Genomic DNA, 15425 nt, shown 5'->3' with positions numbered 1-15425 from the left:
GCGGCTGCAAATATACCACCTTTTATTCCTTAGCAACAAACTTTTTTATGCCTTTTTTTTATGTTTTTTTAGTTCAAACCTTAACTCTTTTGTTTCAAGATAGTTACAATACAACTTTTTTAAAAACTAAACCAATGAACTCTATCATTTATCAAATAACCAATACAAGAACTACAGCTTTAAACACCTCAACAAGTCTTAAATATTACTTTTCGAATACCTAACCATCTACTCCTAATGACCTTATCCTGCTAGCGAAACCAAGTAATTAGTATAGGCAACAACTTTATAAAAAGAAGTTCCAGACAACTCCAAACCGAATAATAGAGTCTCTGTAAGGATTCAACGGAGCCGAATAATAATTATAGCCTGTAAAAGGTGAATTGAAATGCTCGAATTTTAGAAATAAGCGGGCTGTTCTAAGCTTAGCATTAATAAAGAAGTCCAACCTTGGAAAATCACCAAATTCCCTATCTTTTTGTACATAGAACTCAGCTAAAACTGGATTGTACGCATTCATATAATACTTAGTGAAGTAATTAAATGTAATTCCCGTTTGCAAATACAACGCTTTTTGAAATAAGTGCGATGAAAAATATAGTGTGTTACGCGTATTAAACTCTGGAACATTTAAAATAGTATCTTGGTCTTTTACATTTTGATATTCAATAGTATTGTTCAATGCAAATTTCCCTACCCTGAACTCCTTTTCCAACCTTACCCTTAAATAATTGATGGTTTTATTGTTTTGAAATGGTGCAACCTGCCCCGTATTGTTATCCTCTGCAAAGTATACATAGTTATCTATTGTTGAATAATCAACCGAAACATTTGCGAGCTTTTCAGACTTTAAGTGAAATGCTATTTGCTGAGTTTCTTCATTACTAAATTTATTTCGCCAATTGTAGTTAATATAATTACTTTGATAAAGAAGCGTGTTATAATTTGGGGCTTTCGAACTATGATTTATAGAGCCAACCGCAGAAATATCATCATTAATTCTAAACGAAGCATCGGCTTTAAAATAATTTCCATCAAAATCACCAGATATATTAGCTCCTATATCTCCATTGAGTTCAAAGCCCTTATATTGCTTATGGTATTTAGCACCTACGGCATACACATCACCCTTTAATCTGTTTACAATAGTTTCGCCATCAAGAATAACCAATTTATTATAACCATAATTATAATGGTTATTACTGGCATTTAACTGAAGATCACCAATTATATTATTGCTGTAATTAATTTGTATCTGGTTGTACAAATCTGTTAATTCCGTCCTTTCGAGCAAATTAGTAGCGTTAAAGGAAGCTCCAAATATATCTGTTTGCGCAGCTGCTTGCTTATACTCAAATTGTTTATCTGAATATGATATGATATGACCAACACTCAATTTATTTTTCACTAAGGAATCATTCGGATTTAATATGGCATAATTATGATCTAAATGAAAACGTTTTCCTTCTAAAATACTTTCGGCATCTTCAAAATTAACCTCTAGCAGAGATCTTTCAATAAACTCAGGATCTCCATTTTCAAAATTTTCAACACTTATATCTGTGAGCCCACCATTTTCTTGATTTAATAAATCTTGAAATGTTATGTGCCCTTTTACATTATACCGGTTGTTTTTAGTTCTATAATTAGTTGAATATCTAAAATTTCCTGTACTTGCAAGTATGTGTTGGTATTTACCTAAAGACCGAAGACCTTTATAGGCTATGGAAAAATTAAACTGTGGCGACATATTGGCCGTAAAAAAAGCATCTAATAATTGTCCTTGCTCAAAGGCTGTTCTGGCAAAAAGTTCTGTAAACGGTGTTGGAACGCGATAATAATTAATATCCTCAACCTCCATGTAGTTGAAGTGTCTCGCTCTTGCCCCAAATTTTGGCATCAACTTCGTATTCTCAAAATTATAACTCAGCGTATTATACGTTTGACCTAAGTTTGAAAAAGGAATGAGGCCAAAATTATCTTTTCTTAAATAGTTGTGCTTATAATCTTTTAGAACCGTTAGAGACGTATCAACATATGTCGTATCATTTTCGTGTGAAATTATATGGTAATCTTGTATAACAGGGGTATACTCCTCTTCTTTAACAGCATCCTTTTTTTTTCTAGCGGGTAACCGCCTAGTTTTTAAAGAATCATTTTGAGAGGTTGTTTGAGTTATTTCTTCCTCGTTGATACTTACCTTATCTTGAGCATAAACTGCACTTAACGAACCAATAAAAAAAATAGTTGCAATAAGTCTTATCATAACCTTATTTAAAACCCCGCAAAGGTAAACACAAATTGTTACAACATGTTAAAATGAAAACAATATTATTTGCGCGATTAAACATTGGTAACTAAAAATTGTTTATTCCTGAATGTTTTATAACGCAAGGGTTCTTAATTTATCCATAAGCCATAAGTTCTAAGGTTTGACTGACTTAAACTTGTAAAGGTAGCAGCAGAATTCCCGTATTCTGCAATATCTGAGGTAAACGTACCCTCGTCAACATAATATATACCTTCAGGGCTCGCCCAAAATTGTATCATTGGGACCAATGCTTCAAACAAATCAAAACCTGTTTGATTGGTAACCCCTGTAAATCTTAAAAACAGCCTATTATTTTGAACAGTAGGCGTAAACAAGTATATCGCTCTTTCTGGATCTGGATTGTTAGGGTTTTCAAAAAACAGATCTACACGAACATCTCCAGTCGCATTAGGAACAGCAAGATACGCATAGCCTAAGTAGTTCCAATTTTCGAATCCCACTATTTGGTTTACATTAGATTCTAAGGTATCGAGGAGCGCATTAAAACCTGGTGAGGTTAAAGGGCTTGTGCCATCCTCGAGAAATGAAATAAAGGTTTGACGCCCTAAAGCTCCTAAACCATTAACATCATCTTTAAAAAAAGAAGGGGTATCGCTATAATAAACAGTTGCCGTTGTTCCATTCACCTGCGAGACAAAACTATTCGTGCTATCATCATAAACGAACGTTTCATATATTTCACCCTCGTACTGAAAAGCTGGACTTATTATAAATCCAGATTCATTAAAATTCAAGCCAAAAGAATATTCTTGTATATTACCATCAGACAAAGTTATTTGAGGTTTCGAAAACAATCTTAAGGCGTCATAATTAAAATCAAAATTTGATAAACCGTTAGCGTTTTCAACCGTTAAAAGCTGAAATACCGAACTATTTACAGTCGGTAAAATATTTTCTCTTTGCTCCAGTGAAGCCTCTACCTTTTCAATACTTTGTGTCTCAAAATTAGAAAACCCTGACGGTGTAAGTTTCATAAAACCAGTATCCTTGTTTCTAACATCTCTAAAAATCAAGGCACCTTCTTCACTTCCAAAATATTGAAATACTGAAGTTCCTTTAAATCCGGTTCCTATTAAACCTTCGGCTAAAGGATCACTTACTTTTTGAATATGGTTTCTTGTAGTGAATACGAGCTCTGTCGTGGTTCCGAGCCTAATTTCAAATGATGACGACTGAATACTTGTTTCAGAATCAAAATCGGAGGTCATTCCAACGGTACCGTCAGAATTAAATTTTAAATAAAATGTAAAACCTCCAAACTCATCGTTTTTGGTAAAATAATCAGCCTTATAACCTTGAGGCTCTGAAATCAACAAGTTCAGTACCTCTGCATTACCCTGAGCAATTCTTTCGGCAGGCGAGGCTGAAAAAAGATCCTCTCCATTATCGTTATTACAAGAGTAAACAACCAAAAGTAGAAGAATGATTAATCTAATGTATTTTAATTTCCTATTCATATTTTTTTAGTTTACCAAGGCTTTAGTCGCTTTATCCACCAAATCCTGCAATTCGTAGAAATCAATCCCAAAATTGGTTAAATAGTATTCAACTACCAAGGCTTCCTTTTGCCTAATAATCTGTCGAGCCCTTTCATTAGATATCCCCTCAACAATGGCATCAAATTCCGATTTCGAATTTGTTAGCATTTCTGAAATCATTTCAACAAAATCCTCCCCTTCACTGCTTGAACCATATGCTGTAATATACCCCAATTCTCTGGCTTCTTCATCAGTTCTATTAAACCATTGTGCTGTATAATCCTGAGGGTTTATTTGACCATAAGTAACATCAAAAGGAATATTTTGATTTAAAATATGACCATACTCATGTTGAACCGTCTTTAATGGCTGCTTTATACTATTTATATCGCTAAAATCAAGGTAATCGATGTTAAACAAGGTTATCTTCGTGCCTGCTTCTGCAATCCCTAAAGTAATAGTTGGACTATTGGGATTAAAGTTAAAACTTCCAACAAAGGTAAACTGACGTGGTGCAATGTTTTTAATAAAATCTTGACCTCCTACTTTAGTATAGGGTTCAATCCAAGCTTTCTGGAGTGCATCACCCACTGGTCTTACGCTAGATTCGAATGGTGGATGTAAAAACCTATCAATATCGGTATCATTAATATCCCACTTATATAGAATCTCAATATTGTAGGGTGTTACAAAATTGTTCCTTAACCATACATCCAACCCATTTAATATTGGTGGATTCGTATCAATTTGACTTTCGCCAACATTATCGCTATTACCGCAGGTCCAAAAACTAGCAGCGGTAATAAAAACTAATACTCCTTTTATATATTTCTCTTTCATTTTTAAACTTTAAAAATCGTTTACCTCGGGTTTTCATCTATACCAAAAGACTGTGCTGCTTCAGGTATTTGAACAGCTCTTCTCAAATCATCTTTTGGCAACACAAAGCTATTGCCAAAAATATCTCTATGCTCCACTTCAATATTATGCCTTTTAATATCGAACCAGCGCATGCCTTCATTATAAAATATCGTTCTTTTTAAATTCAAAATAGCATGAATAAACGCTAATGATTCATCTGGAATATTATAAAAAGGCGTATACAAATTAGGGTCATCAGGCTGAAAAATGGATTGAATATCTGCAACCGTAAAATTATCTTCACTAGGGTTAAACCCCATGGTCTTCACATCATAAGACCTGTTAATATCAGCCACCGCATTTTCTAACCGCCCTAACATGGCATAGGCTTCGGCTCTGTTAAAAATTACTTCATCTGTAGACAATAAAACAAAAGTAACAAAAGCTTCTCCTGTGCTTGTAGCCTGATTGGTAACTTTAAAATATTCTGTGAATTTTGGAAGGTTATAAAACAAATCGTTAGAACCAAAAACTTGATAAGCCGATTCTTTTCCTGTCTCATTGAAAAATGGAAATAACTCATCCCGTTTTGGATTGTTTAGTTGGTATCTTGCTGTTGCATGAAACCTATTAAATCCTGAAGCTGCTGAAACTAATAGGAGGTTTGCAGGCTCCACAGCGGAAGATATATACCTTGTTGTTTGTTCTGAATATGTTCTTGGTCTGTAAAAATTCTCCCAGTCTCGCAGAACACTTGTATCGTTTCCTCCTAAAGCCAAATTACTATGATCGATTACCTTTTGCCATTGTCCTGTGTGTAAATAAAACCTTGATGCAAATGCGTGAGCGGCCTTTTTAGTAAAATGATACGCTGGAACATTAAAGGTGTCTTCGATTAAAGGAATTCCTGCTTCAATGTCTTGTCTAATCTTATCATAAACATTAGCAATAGTTCCCCTTCTATATTTACCAAGCAACACTGTTTCAGGTTCTGTCATATAGGTTATGCCTAAATCGGAACCCGCTGTTGCAGGATTATAGGCCTTACAAAATATGCTTACTAACATAAAATGCGCATACGCTCTACACAACAATGCCTCTCCTCGCAAGCCATCTAACTCTTGACCACCTCCTAAGGCATCAATGGAAGCTAAAGCTTGATTGGCCTGCGCAATGGCAGCATAAGCCTCATTCCAGTAAAACGTTGGTGTATCCTGATCAACATCATTAATATCGCGCCAAAAAAACATTTCTTGATTAATTCTAACTTCTTCCGCGCTTGGCCCCTTATCACCTACATTATCCGTCATAGGTTCTAAAAAAGAAGCATACGCTGCCTCCGGATAGGCTCCTACTAAAAGTTCGGCAATTTTATCTGGACTATCAATAGACGTCCTGTTATCTGGTGTTTCATCTAAAACATCATCACAGGATGACACCAATAAAACCAAAAATACTATTTTAAATATGTTATTTTTCATGTGTTTCATTGCTTAAGTTTTAGAACCCTACGTAAAGAGAAAATGTAAATAATCTGGAAATAGGATAAGCCACACCACCCGATCTAAAAAACTCTGGATCTTGACCACCCAGCTTAGAATCAGAATAAATTAAAAAAGGATTTGTTGTCTGCATAGTCATTCTAAAATTAGAAAGTCCTAGTTTTTTAATAATATTTTTATCTAATGAATACCCTAAAGTAATATTTTTCATTCTTACAAAACCACCATCAGCAACACGTTCTGTTGAGTAATTATAGGCATTATAAGCTCTTTCTAAATTATTTTCCCCAAAGGACTGAAGCACGCTTTGAGATGCTATTACAGGCACCTTTGTTAGGGCTTCATCTCCTGGACTTAACCACCTGTTAACAAACTCCCTTGGAAACACATCTAAATCTGTATACTCTGAAGCGAAGGAAGGGTTAAGTCTAATTTTATTTCCTGCTGAAAACGAGATGAAGAAACTAAAATCCCAGTTTTTGTACCTAAAATTATTTGAAAGCCCTCCGGTTAGGTTAGGCTCGGTACCGCCTTCATAAACCAAATAATCTAAAACATTGTCTGTATCCTGAAAATCAATTAAATCATAAGGGTTTGCTGGATCGTAATCTGGTTGATCTGATAAAAACTGAGGTAATCCAAATTCATTTAAACCTTCAAATTTATATGAAAACAAAGATCCTTTTGGAAACCCTACGGCATTCCCTCTTCCCGTTCCTGTTATTAAGTCGAAAACATTAGACTCTTGTTTTAAAGAGGTAATTTCTTGATTGAAGTGTGAAATATTGAATCCAGTTCTCCAGTTAAAATTATCTGCATCTATATTCACCGTATTTAGTTGGAATTCGATTCCCCTGGTGGTCATTTCTGAATTATTACCTAGTTTAATAGACTGACCTCCAATACCTGTTGTTCTAATGAGGTCAATTAGGTCTTTCCCTTGACGAGAATACACGTCTAAATTCATCATGATTCTATTATCGAACAATCCAATATCTAATCCCAAATTTAACTCAAGTGTTTTTTCCCAAGTTAGCTCGGTGTTTTGTAAATCTTCAATTTCAATAAAATTCTCTCTGTCTCCGGCAAATAACCTATCTGTTATTTGATTTCTAAATACAGGTAAATTGTTTGTTGCATTATCTGCAAGAAGTGCTACCAAGCCATAACTTGGCCTAAAAGCCATACTTGAAATTACATTGGAATTTTTTATAAAATCTTCTTTATCAATATTCCATTTACCTCCTATGGTATAGGTTGGAAGCCAACGGGAATCACTGGATTTCCCTGCCCTATTAGAACCTTCATAGTTACCAGTTAAATTAAGAACGTATTTTTTGTTGTAATCATAAGTGAAATTAGCAAAAAACGACAGCTCTCTTTGCCTAGTTTCAAAAGAAGAGAAATAGTCATTCCCCTCAAGAATAGCCTTCTTCAAAATATCAGGATCTGTAAAAACAGTTCCTCCTCTAGAAAACTGATATCCATAGCCCGTGTTTGAACTCTCACTCCTGTCTGTATACCTATATTCTTGTCCAGCATATATTCTTATGCCATGCACATCATAATACGTTTTATTAAAATCAATAGTATTCCTGAACGTATAAGTGGTTAATGTATTCTTTCTTGTCGTTAAAATACCTCCAACAGGTAACACTACCCTCGGTCTTGAATTAGGTTCATCTGGATCGGAAAACAAAAACGTATTAGCATCTTGAACGATAGTAGTTTCGTCTGCCCTATATGCCGCAGCCACATTGGAATTTTCTGTTTGCGATTGTTCTCCATTGGACGTTACAAATCTGGCAGACCCAAGAAAATTATACGTTAAATTCTCGTTAATCTTATATTCTGCCTGCCCCTGAAACTTGATATCCGAAACATTTAGTTCTAAAGAATTATTTTCAATCTCCTCAAGAATATTAAAGGGCGCCCAATTATATCTTGAATATTCTAGGTTTCCGTTATTATCTCTTGGTCTTAATGCTCTGCTGGTATTTAGTGCATAACTGAACGGATTAATATCAAAATCCCTCGTGAAAGAGCCCCCAACCACATCTTCTTGCCTACTATTGGTACCTGGAGCCAATTGATTTCTTAAAGAGCCAATTAACTGGGTAGTAATCTTAAGTTTGTTATTAGAAAGGTAATATGTATTTCTTAGGTTTCCAGTAAGTCGCCTTACCCTATCGGCTATAGTCCATCCCGGATCTGTATAATACCCGAGTGAAGCATACGAGGTTGCGTTATCGCTACCACTAGAAAAACTCAACGTATGTGTTTGCGTTGGTGTTGCTCTAAACAAGGTATTAAACCAATCGGTGTTTGCCAATTCGTATTGTTGTAGAAACCTAGCTCTGTCTTCTGGCGTATTTTTGAGTTGAAATTGCCCAGTATTGGAATCATAGGTATCAATTGCTCTATACATAATATTATAGATACCACCGAACCTTCCTTGAAAGGAGGTAGGTAAATCTAAAAAACCTTTAGATTCCATTTCTCGGTAAATAGAAACCGTTTCTTGAGAGTTTAAAAGGTCATAATTATTATACCTGGGAACATCTCTTACTGCAACTTCAACTGAATAATTTACAGTAGGCTTTTGGTTTTTCTTTCCAGTTTTAGTCGTTATTACAACTACACCATTTAATGCCCGAGCTCCGTAAAGCGCAGATGCCGATGCGTCTCTAAGGATTTCAAAACTTTCAATATCAGAAGGGTTTAATCCTGCAACAGCCGAACTTAAGAGGGTATTAGGGTCTCCAGACACCAAATCTGAAACAGAAAGGTTTACAATTTCTTCCTGAATAACACCATCAATTATCCAAATAGGCTTAGTATCTCCTAAAATGGATGAAGATCCTCGAATAGTTATTCTTGGTGCTGCTCCAAAAGTACCTGTTACATTTTGAACACTTACACCTGCAGCTCGACCTTCTAATGCCCTTGAAATATCTGCCACACCATCTAACTTAATATCTTTTGCTTTTATGGTCTGCGAGGCTCCAGTAAACAATTCCCGCTCTACATTTTGATAACCTGTAATCACAACGGCATCAAGACTCTCCATGTCTTCCACCATAGTTATATTGACGGTTGTAGCATTCTTAATAGTTATTAGCTGGGTTTTCATCCCAATAAAGCTAACCTTAATGACCTCCCCAGGATTTGCTGCTATAGCATATATCCCATCAAAATCTGAAACCACACCTCTGGCAGTGCCATCAACAATTACAGTTACCCCCTCTAGAGGCAAACCGTTTTCATCAATAATGGCTCCAGAAACTTGGTTTTGTTGCCCATGAATTAATAAGGTGAAAGTCATAAACAGCCCAGTTAACAACCAGGTCAATTTCAATTTCATAGATTCTCTTTTGAATTAGTCAAAAACAAATCTCTTAATAATTTCTTAAAGGAACAAACTGATTAATTGGCAATTATTCAATGATATTACAAAATAAAGAAAGCCAGTAATTATTACTGGCTTTCTTCCTTAAATATTTATCACTTAATCAAAAAAGATGAAGAAATGAATATTTATTTTGAGTTAGTCGCTTACAAACATGCAAATATTTTAACGAAAAAACAAAACTGTTAAACAAAAACAAAGATTTCACCCCTTTAACCCCGCAACAAAACTATCGATTTATTATTATTTCATTCAAAATATTGGTTTTTTTTTAATAAATATAGTTATTTAATAAATATAACATAACCGTTGATTGATATTCAACAAAAAAGCAACTATTAAATTAGTAAACCCAAAAAAATTAGCCCTTCAGATTATTAATTTATCAATATTTTAGCCCCATGTTATTAAACAACTACTCGAAATACCAGTTAGAATGTGGAACCGACGAAGCTGGGAGAGGGTGTTTGGCAGGCCCAGTTACAGCAGCAGCCGTAATACTTCCTGAAAGCTTTGAAAATAAGGTTTTAAACGACTCCAAACAGATTAGTGAGAAAAAACGCTTTCAACTAAAACCGATTATCGAGTTAGAAGCCGTTAGCTTTGGCGTAGCCCATGTGTTTCAAGACGATATTGATACCATAAATATTTTAAATGCCTCAATTTTAGCTATGCATAAATCTATAAAAAAACTCTCGGCTATTCCAGAATATATAATTGTTGATGGTAATAGGTTTAAACCTTTTAGGCATATTCCTTTTAAAACAATAATTAAAGGAGATAGCAAGTATCTCAGCATTGCTGCTGCATCTGTTTTAGCCAAAACATACCGCGACATTTATATGGATAAAATACATAAAGAATATCCTATGTATAATTGGAAGCAAAACAAAGGTTACCCAACCAAAGAACATAGAGAAGCCATTAAAACCTATGGCATTACTAAATATCACAGAAAATCTTTTAAACTGCTTCCCGAGCAACTAAAGTTAGAACTTTAATCTTTTAAGCCATAAAAAAATATCTTAGGTTTGTACAATCAAAATTGTGTTCATGAGATTTTTTTTTATTTCCCTTACTCTCCTTGTATTAACCTTTAGCTGCACAAATTCTAAATCTCAGAGAACAAAACTTCTTGATTTTGCACCAAGTAATGCTTCCATCATTATTAAAGCCAACAATATTGAAAGCTTAAAAAATGGCATTAATAACAATGATTTTCTACAAAGGTTCTCCAAAACTAGTACCTACCAAACGCTTCAAAGTAAAATAGAGAACTTATCCATTTTAGAACCTACTTCTGATATTGTTTTATGCTTTTCAAACAATGCCTTAGATAGCTTAGAATACTCTGTAATTACACGTTTTCACGAAAACTTAATTCAAAAAGATTCGTTAACTGATTATATGGAAGAGGTTTTCAAATTTGATACTAAAACGATAACCAAATCCACTTTAAAGGGTAATTCGTTTTACAGCACCATCATTGACAGCACCTTTTTCTCTTCGTCCTCAAAAAAACTAGTAGAAGCTATTTTTACAAAAGATGAAAAATATGAAACCCTTCATAAAATTTTTAACACCACAAGCGATAATAAAACATTTTCAATTGGCCTAAAACCCAATGGTGATTTCATTAAATCTTTGTTTATTGAAGACTCTTTAGCTTTAAGCAACTTTACAGAATACATTGTAGCCGATGTAGAACTTAACCAAAATGACATCTATTTTAATGGTATTACAAAAGCCGAAGATTCTATAAATAGCCTCATTAACGTTTTTAAGAATACCGTTCCTCAAGAAAACCATACATATAAATTGGCACCATCAAATTGCGATGGCTTTATGAGTTTTACTTTTGATGATTTTACTGTTTTTCAAGACAACCTAGCGAAGTACCATAATAAGGATACAATAGCTGGCACACCCAGTCTCTTTAATGATATAATCGAGATAGGAATTATTTATGAGGACGAAAAAAGAGGAATCATTCTAAATTCTATAGATGTTATTGCTACAACAGACGAACTTCTAAAAGAGCAAACAACTGTTGGGTCATACCGAGGTATAGAAATTTTTAATTTTAGTAATCCTGTATTGTTTGCTAAAACTTTCCACCCGTTTATCACTTATAATAGTGCCAATGTTTATTGTATAATTGATAATTTTTTTGTTTTTGCCGATACCATTAGCATGTTGCAAAATATAATAAGCAGCTACCAAAATAAAACTACATTAGCCGACAGGGCGTATTTTGAATCGTCAAGAGAAAAATTGAGTGATGCTTCTTCTCTCCTGCAAATTGTGAACACCTCAAGTTTAAAGTCTATTCTTGGAAAGAACCTTGACAACATAAACAATTATAAGCTTAATGGGTATGAAGCTTCTGGTATTCAATTTATCTATGATAATAATTTTGCCCATGTAAATGGCATTATAAAAAGAGCTAAAACCGAAGCAAAAGCCAATTCTGTTTCTGAACATCTTAATATAAAGCTAAGTAACGATATTTTAACAAGCCCTCAATTTGTAACAAATCATGTAACCAGGCAGAAAGAAGTAGTTGTACAAGACATTAAAAACAACCTATACCTTATCTCGAACAAAGGAAAAGTGCTCTGGAAAAAACAATTACCTGGTCGTATACTAGGTAAAATTGAGCAAATTGACATGTTTAGAAATGGAAGACTGCAACTAGCATTTGCAACCAAAAACAGAGTTTATGTACTTGATAGGAATGGTAAAACAGTAAAGCCATTTCCGTTAAAGTTTAAAGATGATATTACGCAACCTCTGGCCATTTTTGATTACGAGAAACGTAAAAATTACAGGCTTCTTGTAACCCAAGGAAGGCATGTTTTAATGTATAGCGCTAAGGGTAAAATTGTAAAAGGATTTGGATTTAGCACTGCCAATAGCAAAATAATTGCTAAACCCAAACATTTTAGAATTGGAAGCAAGGATTATATCACACTTAAAACAAAAAATAAAATTTATATATTGGATAGAATTGGTAAAACAAGAGTTAAAACGAATAGTTCATACAAGTACTCATCGCAACCCATATTTCTGTACCAAAACACCTTTACAACCACTACTGATAATGGCAGTTTAATTTCCATCGATACAAGAGGGCGTATTACGGAAAAGCCATTAAACTTATCGAAAAATCACTTTTTAGAAACCTCAAGCAAAACCTTAATTACTCAAGATGAGAACACGCTTTCTATAAAAAACAAATCCACAGAACTCGATTTTGGAGATTATTCGACTCCAAAACTCTTTTACATAAATGATAAAATTTATATTACGACAACCGATTTGCAATCCAATAAAGTCTACGTCTTCGACAGTCAATCTCAATTACTCCCAAACTTCCCTGTTTATGGAAACTCAACTATCGATTTAAGCAATATAGATAAGGACAAGAATCTCGAATTTGTAACCAAAGGAGAACATAATTCTCTTATTGTCTATCAACTGAATTAATTAAGACTCATAGTTTCTAAGATAAATAAGACGAATTTAACATCACTTTTTTGTTAGAGAAAAAGGAATCTTTATCTTTATCCTAGCTATTAATTAATTCTGTATCAATGAAATCCGCAAACAATGTGCGTAGCATAATTACATTATGTGTCGCTACCATTTTATTCTTATCAGTCTCTCAAGCCCAAACGAAAAAAATTAAACGACCTAAAAATCCCGTAGGTGTATCGAGTGTAGACATTTTTGTTTCTGAATCTTTTGACATCTATGATAAAGTTTATAAATATGATGGTTATGCAAAATCTGGAACACCATTACAAGATGAAGATTTCGACACCTTAGAAGCTGCTATTGATGATCTTGAAGGTCTAGGAAGTAGCGCTCCTAACATTTTAGGAGATTTAGATGGATTAAGCGTAATTACCCATGGCAAAGCAACTTTAAACATGAATAAGGCGCAAAAAGCCTTGAAATACAGCTTGAAAACCACCAAAGATTTGCTTTTAAAGAAAGGAGATGCTACCGACTCTAAAAAGGACATCCCTTCAACCTCTCCTAACCCAGAAACTAAAACCTCCCAATCAGGCGTAAAAAACAAGGACATATCAGAACCAGAATCGAACATCTCCGATAACCTAGAAGTTTATAGTAAATACGATTTCGTACCTGGAGATAAAGTATTATTCTTTGATGACTTTTCTCAAGATTTCATTGGTGATTTTCCTAGTAAATGGAATACTAATGCCACTGGAGAGGTAGTCAAAATAAAAGGTAGTGGAAACTGGTTTGAACTTAAATCGGGCTATGGAGTTTATTATATTCCAGACGTTAAAGACCTTCCTGAAAACTACACTATCGAATTTGACCTACTTACAAATGGTATAGGTCAGCAAACATCTTCAACAGCAAGGTTTAATATCGTATTAAGTGACAATGAACGATTTAATAATGGAGACAACTATGTATTTGCTACTATTCCTTTTGCGCAATATGGTGCCTTTTCTCTCAGGGTAAAAAACTATTTCTCAAATGGTAGCAATAACAACATTAACACAGATATTAAAGCCGACGTTAGAGATGAGGTCCTTAATCAACCACACGTAGCTATTGCGGTGAATAAAAAAAGATTTAGATTATGGATTAATGAAGTGAAGTATGTGGATATTCCTAGGTTTATTGAAGCTGAAAATATTCTGAAATATCTTAAATTTCACATGAATAACTTTAAAGACGGAGAAGAACATTTGTATATTAAAAATTTAAAGGTGGCTGAAGGTGGTGTTGACCTTAGACGAAAATTAATTAGTGAAGGTAAAATTTCAACTAACGGCATTTTGTTTGATTCGGGATCTGCCAATATTAAACCGCAATCTCTTGGTATTGTTCGCCAGATTTCTCAAGTATTAATGCAAGATGATTCCATAAAACTTAAGATTATAGGACATACCGATTCTGATGGAGCCGAAGACGCGAACATGCAATTATCAAAAGCTCGTGCCGAAGCCGTAAAGACCTCCCTAATAAATATTTACAAGATTTCTGGCGACCGCCTTGAAACGGAAGGTAAAGGAGAAAGTGAACCTATTGACAACAATAATACGTCTGACGGAAAAGCCCAAAACAGACGCGTAGAATTTATTAAAATTTAATCTGATGAAAAGAAAGACAATTTTTACCCTCATTTTTTTAATATCAATAAGTTTGATTTTAAGGGCCCAATCGGGCTGCAACGCTTATTATCCGTTTGAAAAAGGCACCAAATTTGAAATTACCAATTTTAATAAAAAAGGTAAAAAAGAAGGAGTTGTAAGATACCAAGTATCAAACGTTGAAAACAATGTTGCCACCCTAGCAACTCAAATATTGGACGCCAAAGGAAAAGAATTAACCTCTACTAGTTACAATGTAACCTGCCAAGGAGACCTAATTTCTATCGATTTTAAATCTTTAATGAATCCTGAATTACTAACAAAATATGGTGATTTAGAAGTAGATATGACTGGTAACAATATTGAGTTTCCTAATAACTTAGAAGTAGGGCAAGCGTTGAAAGATGCTAATATGAATATGGTTATTAATATGGGAGGCATGAACATGAATATGACCATCAATATGATTGACAGAAAGGTAATTTCAAAAGAATCAGTTACTACACCTGCCGGTACCTTTGATTGTTTTGTGTTAAGCTATGCTTCAGAAATAAAAATGGGTGTAACATATAGTTTCACTTCTAAAGAATGGATAGCCAAAGGTGTGGGCTTGGTAAAAAACGAAACTTATAATAACAAAGGCAGTTTAATGAGCTATTCAGAACTTACCAATCTAGAGAGATAATAAAATATAAAGATAAGTCC

The 15425-nt window shown here is 34.1% G+C and carries 10 protein-coding genes; 5 read left to right on the top strand and 5 right to left on the bottom strand.

The genetic code is table 11. The features are described 5' to 3' along the window. A partial coding sequence (locus tag E5D58_RS15045) for a hypothetical protein (RefSeq protein ID WP_205660330.1) occupies positions 1 to 224 on the top strand: 224 nt, incomplete at its 5' end. Between the two features lie 62 nt (positions 225 to 286). Here the strand turns inward: E5D58_RS15045 and E5D58_RS14855 are convergent. The 5 genes from E5D58_RS14855 to E5D58_RS14835 form a co-directional block, all read right to left on the bottom strand. Further along, positions 287 to 2266 carry a putative porin gene (locus tag E5D58_RS14855; protein ID WP_136483172.1) on the bottom strand — a complete coding sequence of 660 codons (1980 nt, stop codon included), beginning with the start codon at positions 2264 to 2266 and terminating at the stop codon, positions 287 to 289. A gap of 134 nt (positions 2267 to 2400) precedes the next feature. Beyond that, positions 2401 to 3789, bottom strand: coding sequence for a DUF4302 domain-containing protein (locus E5D58_RS14850; protein WP_136483170.1), 1389 nt, complete (start codon positions 3787 to 3789; stop codon positions 2401 to 2403). 6 nt (positions 3790 to 3795) lie between these two features. Further along, positions 3796 to 4650 (bottom strand): zinc-binding metallopeptidase, encoded by an 855-nt coding sequence (locus E5D58_RS14845; protein ID WP_136483168.1) that lies wholly within the window; start codon positions 4648 to 4650, stop codon positions 3796 to 3798. A gap of 20 nt (positions 4651 to 4670) precedes the next feature. Continuing rightward, positions 4671 to 6152: a RagB/SusD family nutrient uptake outer membrane protein gene (locus tag E5D58_RS14840; RefSeq protein WP_168796707.1), complete on the bottom strand. Its 1482-nt coding sequence runs from the start codon at positions 6150 to 6152 to the stop codon at positions 4671 to 4673. Positions 6153 to 6171: 19 nt separating this feature from the next. Further along, complete coding sequence (locus E5D58_RS14835; protein ID WP_136483164.1) at positions 6172 to 9537, bottom strand: SusC/RagA family TonB-linked outer membrane protein; 3366 nt, start codon at positions 9535 to 9537, stop codon at positions 6172 to 6174. Positions 9538 to 9983: 446 nt separating this feature from the next. Here E5D58_RS14835 and E5D58_RS14830 point away from each other — a divergent pair, with 446 nt between their 5' ends. The 4 genes from E5D58_RS14830 (at position 9984) to E5D58_RS14815 (ending at position 15405) form a co-directional block, all read left to right on the top strand. Further along, positions 9984 to 10583 (top strand): ribonuclease HII, encoded by a 600-nt coding sequence (locus E5D58_RS14830; RefSeq protein ID WP_136483162.1) that lies wholly within the window; start codon positions 9984 to 9986, stop codon positions 10581 to 10583. A 52-nt stretch (positions 10584 to 10635) separates the two neighbouring features. Next, positions 10636 to 13071 (top strand): PQQ-binding-like beta-propeller repeat protein, encoded by a 2436-nt coding sequence (locus E5D58_RS14825; protein WP_136483160.1) that lies wholly within the window; start codon positions 10636 to 10638, stop codon positions 13069 to 13071. 107 nt (positions 13072 to 13178) lie between these two features. Continuing rightward, positions 13179 to 14720: an OmpA family protein gene (locus E5D58_RS14820; RefSeq protein ID WP_136483158.1), complete on the top strand. Its 1542-nt coding sequence runs from the start codon at positions 13179 to 13181 to the stop codon at positions 14718 to 14720. A gap of 52 nt (positions 14721 to 14772) precedes the next feature. Continuing rightward, positions 14773 to 15405: a TapB family protein gene (locus E5D58_RS14815; RefSeq protein WP_235835935.1), complete on the top strand. Its 633-nt coding sequence runs from the start codon at positions 14773 to 14775 to the stop codon at positions 15403 to 15405. Positions 15406 to 15425 lie beyond the last annotated feature (20 nt).

The sequence above is a fragment of the Cognatitamlana onchidii genome, from assembly GCF_004804355.1.
GTDB classification, from domain to species: Bacteria; Bacteroidota; Bacteroidia; order Flavobacteriales; family Flavobacteriaceae; genus Cognatitamlana; species Cognatitamlana onchidii.
The sequence above is the reverse complement of the archived record's forward strand: the minus strand, read 5'-3'. Positions and strand labels throughout refer to the sequence as shown.

Coding starts and splice junctions, on each gene's coding strand:
- E5D58_RS14855 (WP_136483172.1), bottom strand. CDS start 2,266: ATGATAAGACTTATTGCAACTATTTTTTTTATTGGTTCGTTAAGTGCA.
- E5D58_RS14850 (WP_136483170.1), bottom strand. CDS start 3,789: ATGAATAGGAAATTAAAATACATTAGATTAATCATTCTTCTACTTTTG.
- E5D58_RS14835 (WP_136483164.1), bottom strand. CDS start 9,537: ATGAAATTGAAATTGACCTGGTTGTTAACTGGGCTGTTTATGACTTTC.
- E5D58_RS14825 (WP_136483160.1), top strand. CDS start 10,636: ATGAGATTTTTTTTTATTTCCCTTACTCTCCTTGTATTAACCTTTAGC.
- E5D58_RS14840 (WP_168796707.1), bottom strand. CDS start 6,152: ATGAAAAATAACATATTTAAAATAGTATTTTTGGTTTTATTGGTGTCA.
- E5D58_RS14830 (WP_136483162.1), top strand. CDS start 9,984: ATGTTATTAAACAACTACTCGAAATACCAGTTAGAATGTGGAACCGAC.
- E5D58_RS14820 (WP_136483158.1), top strand. CDS start 13,179: ATGAAATCCGCAAACAATGTGCGTAGCATAATTACATTATGTGTCGCT.
- E5D58_RS14845 (WP_136483168.1), bottom strand. CDS start 4,650: ATGAAAGAGAAATATATAAAAGGAGTATTAGTTTTTATTACCGCTGCT.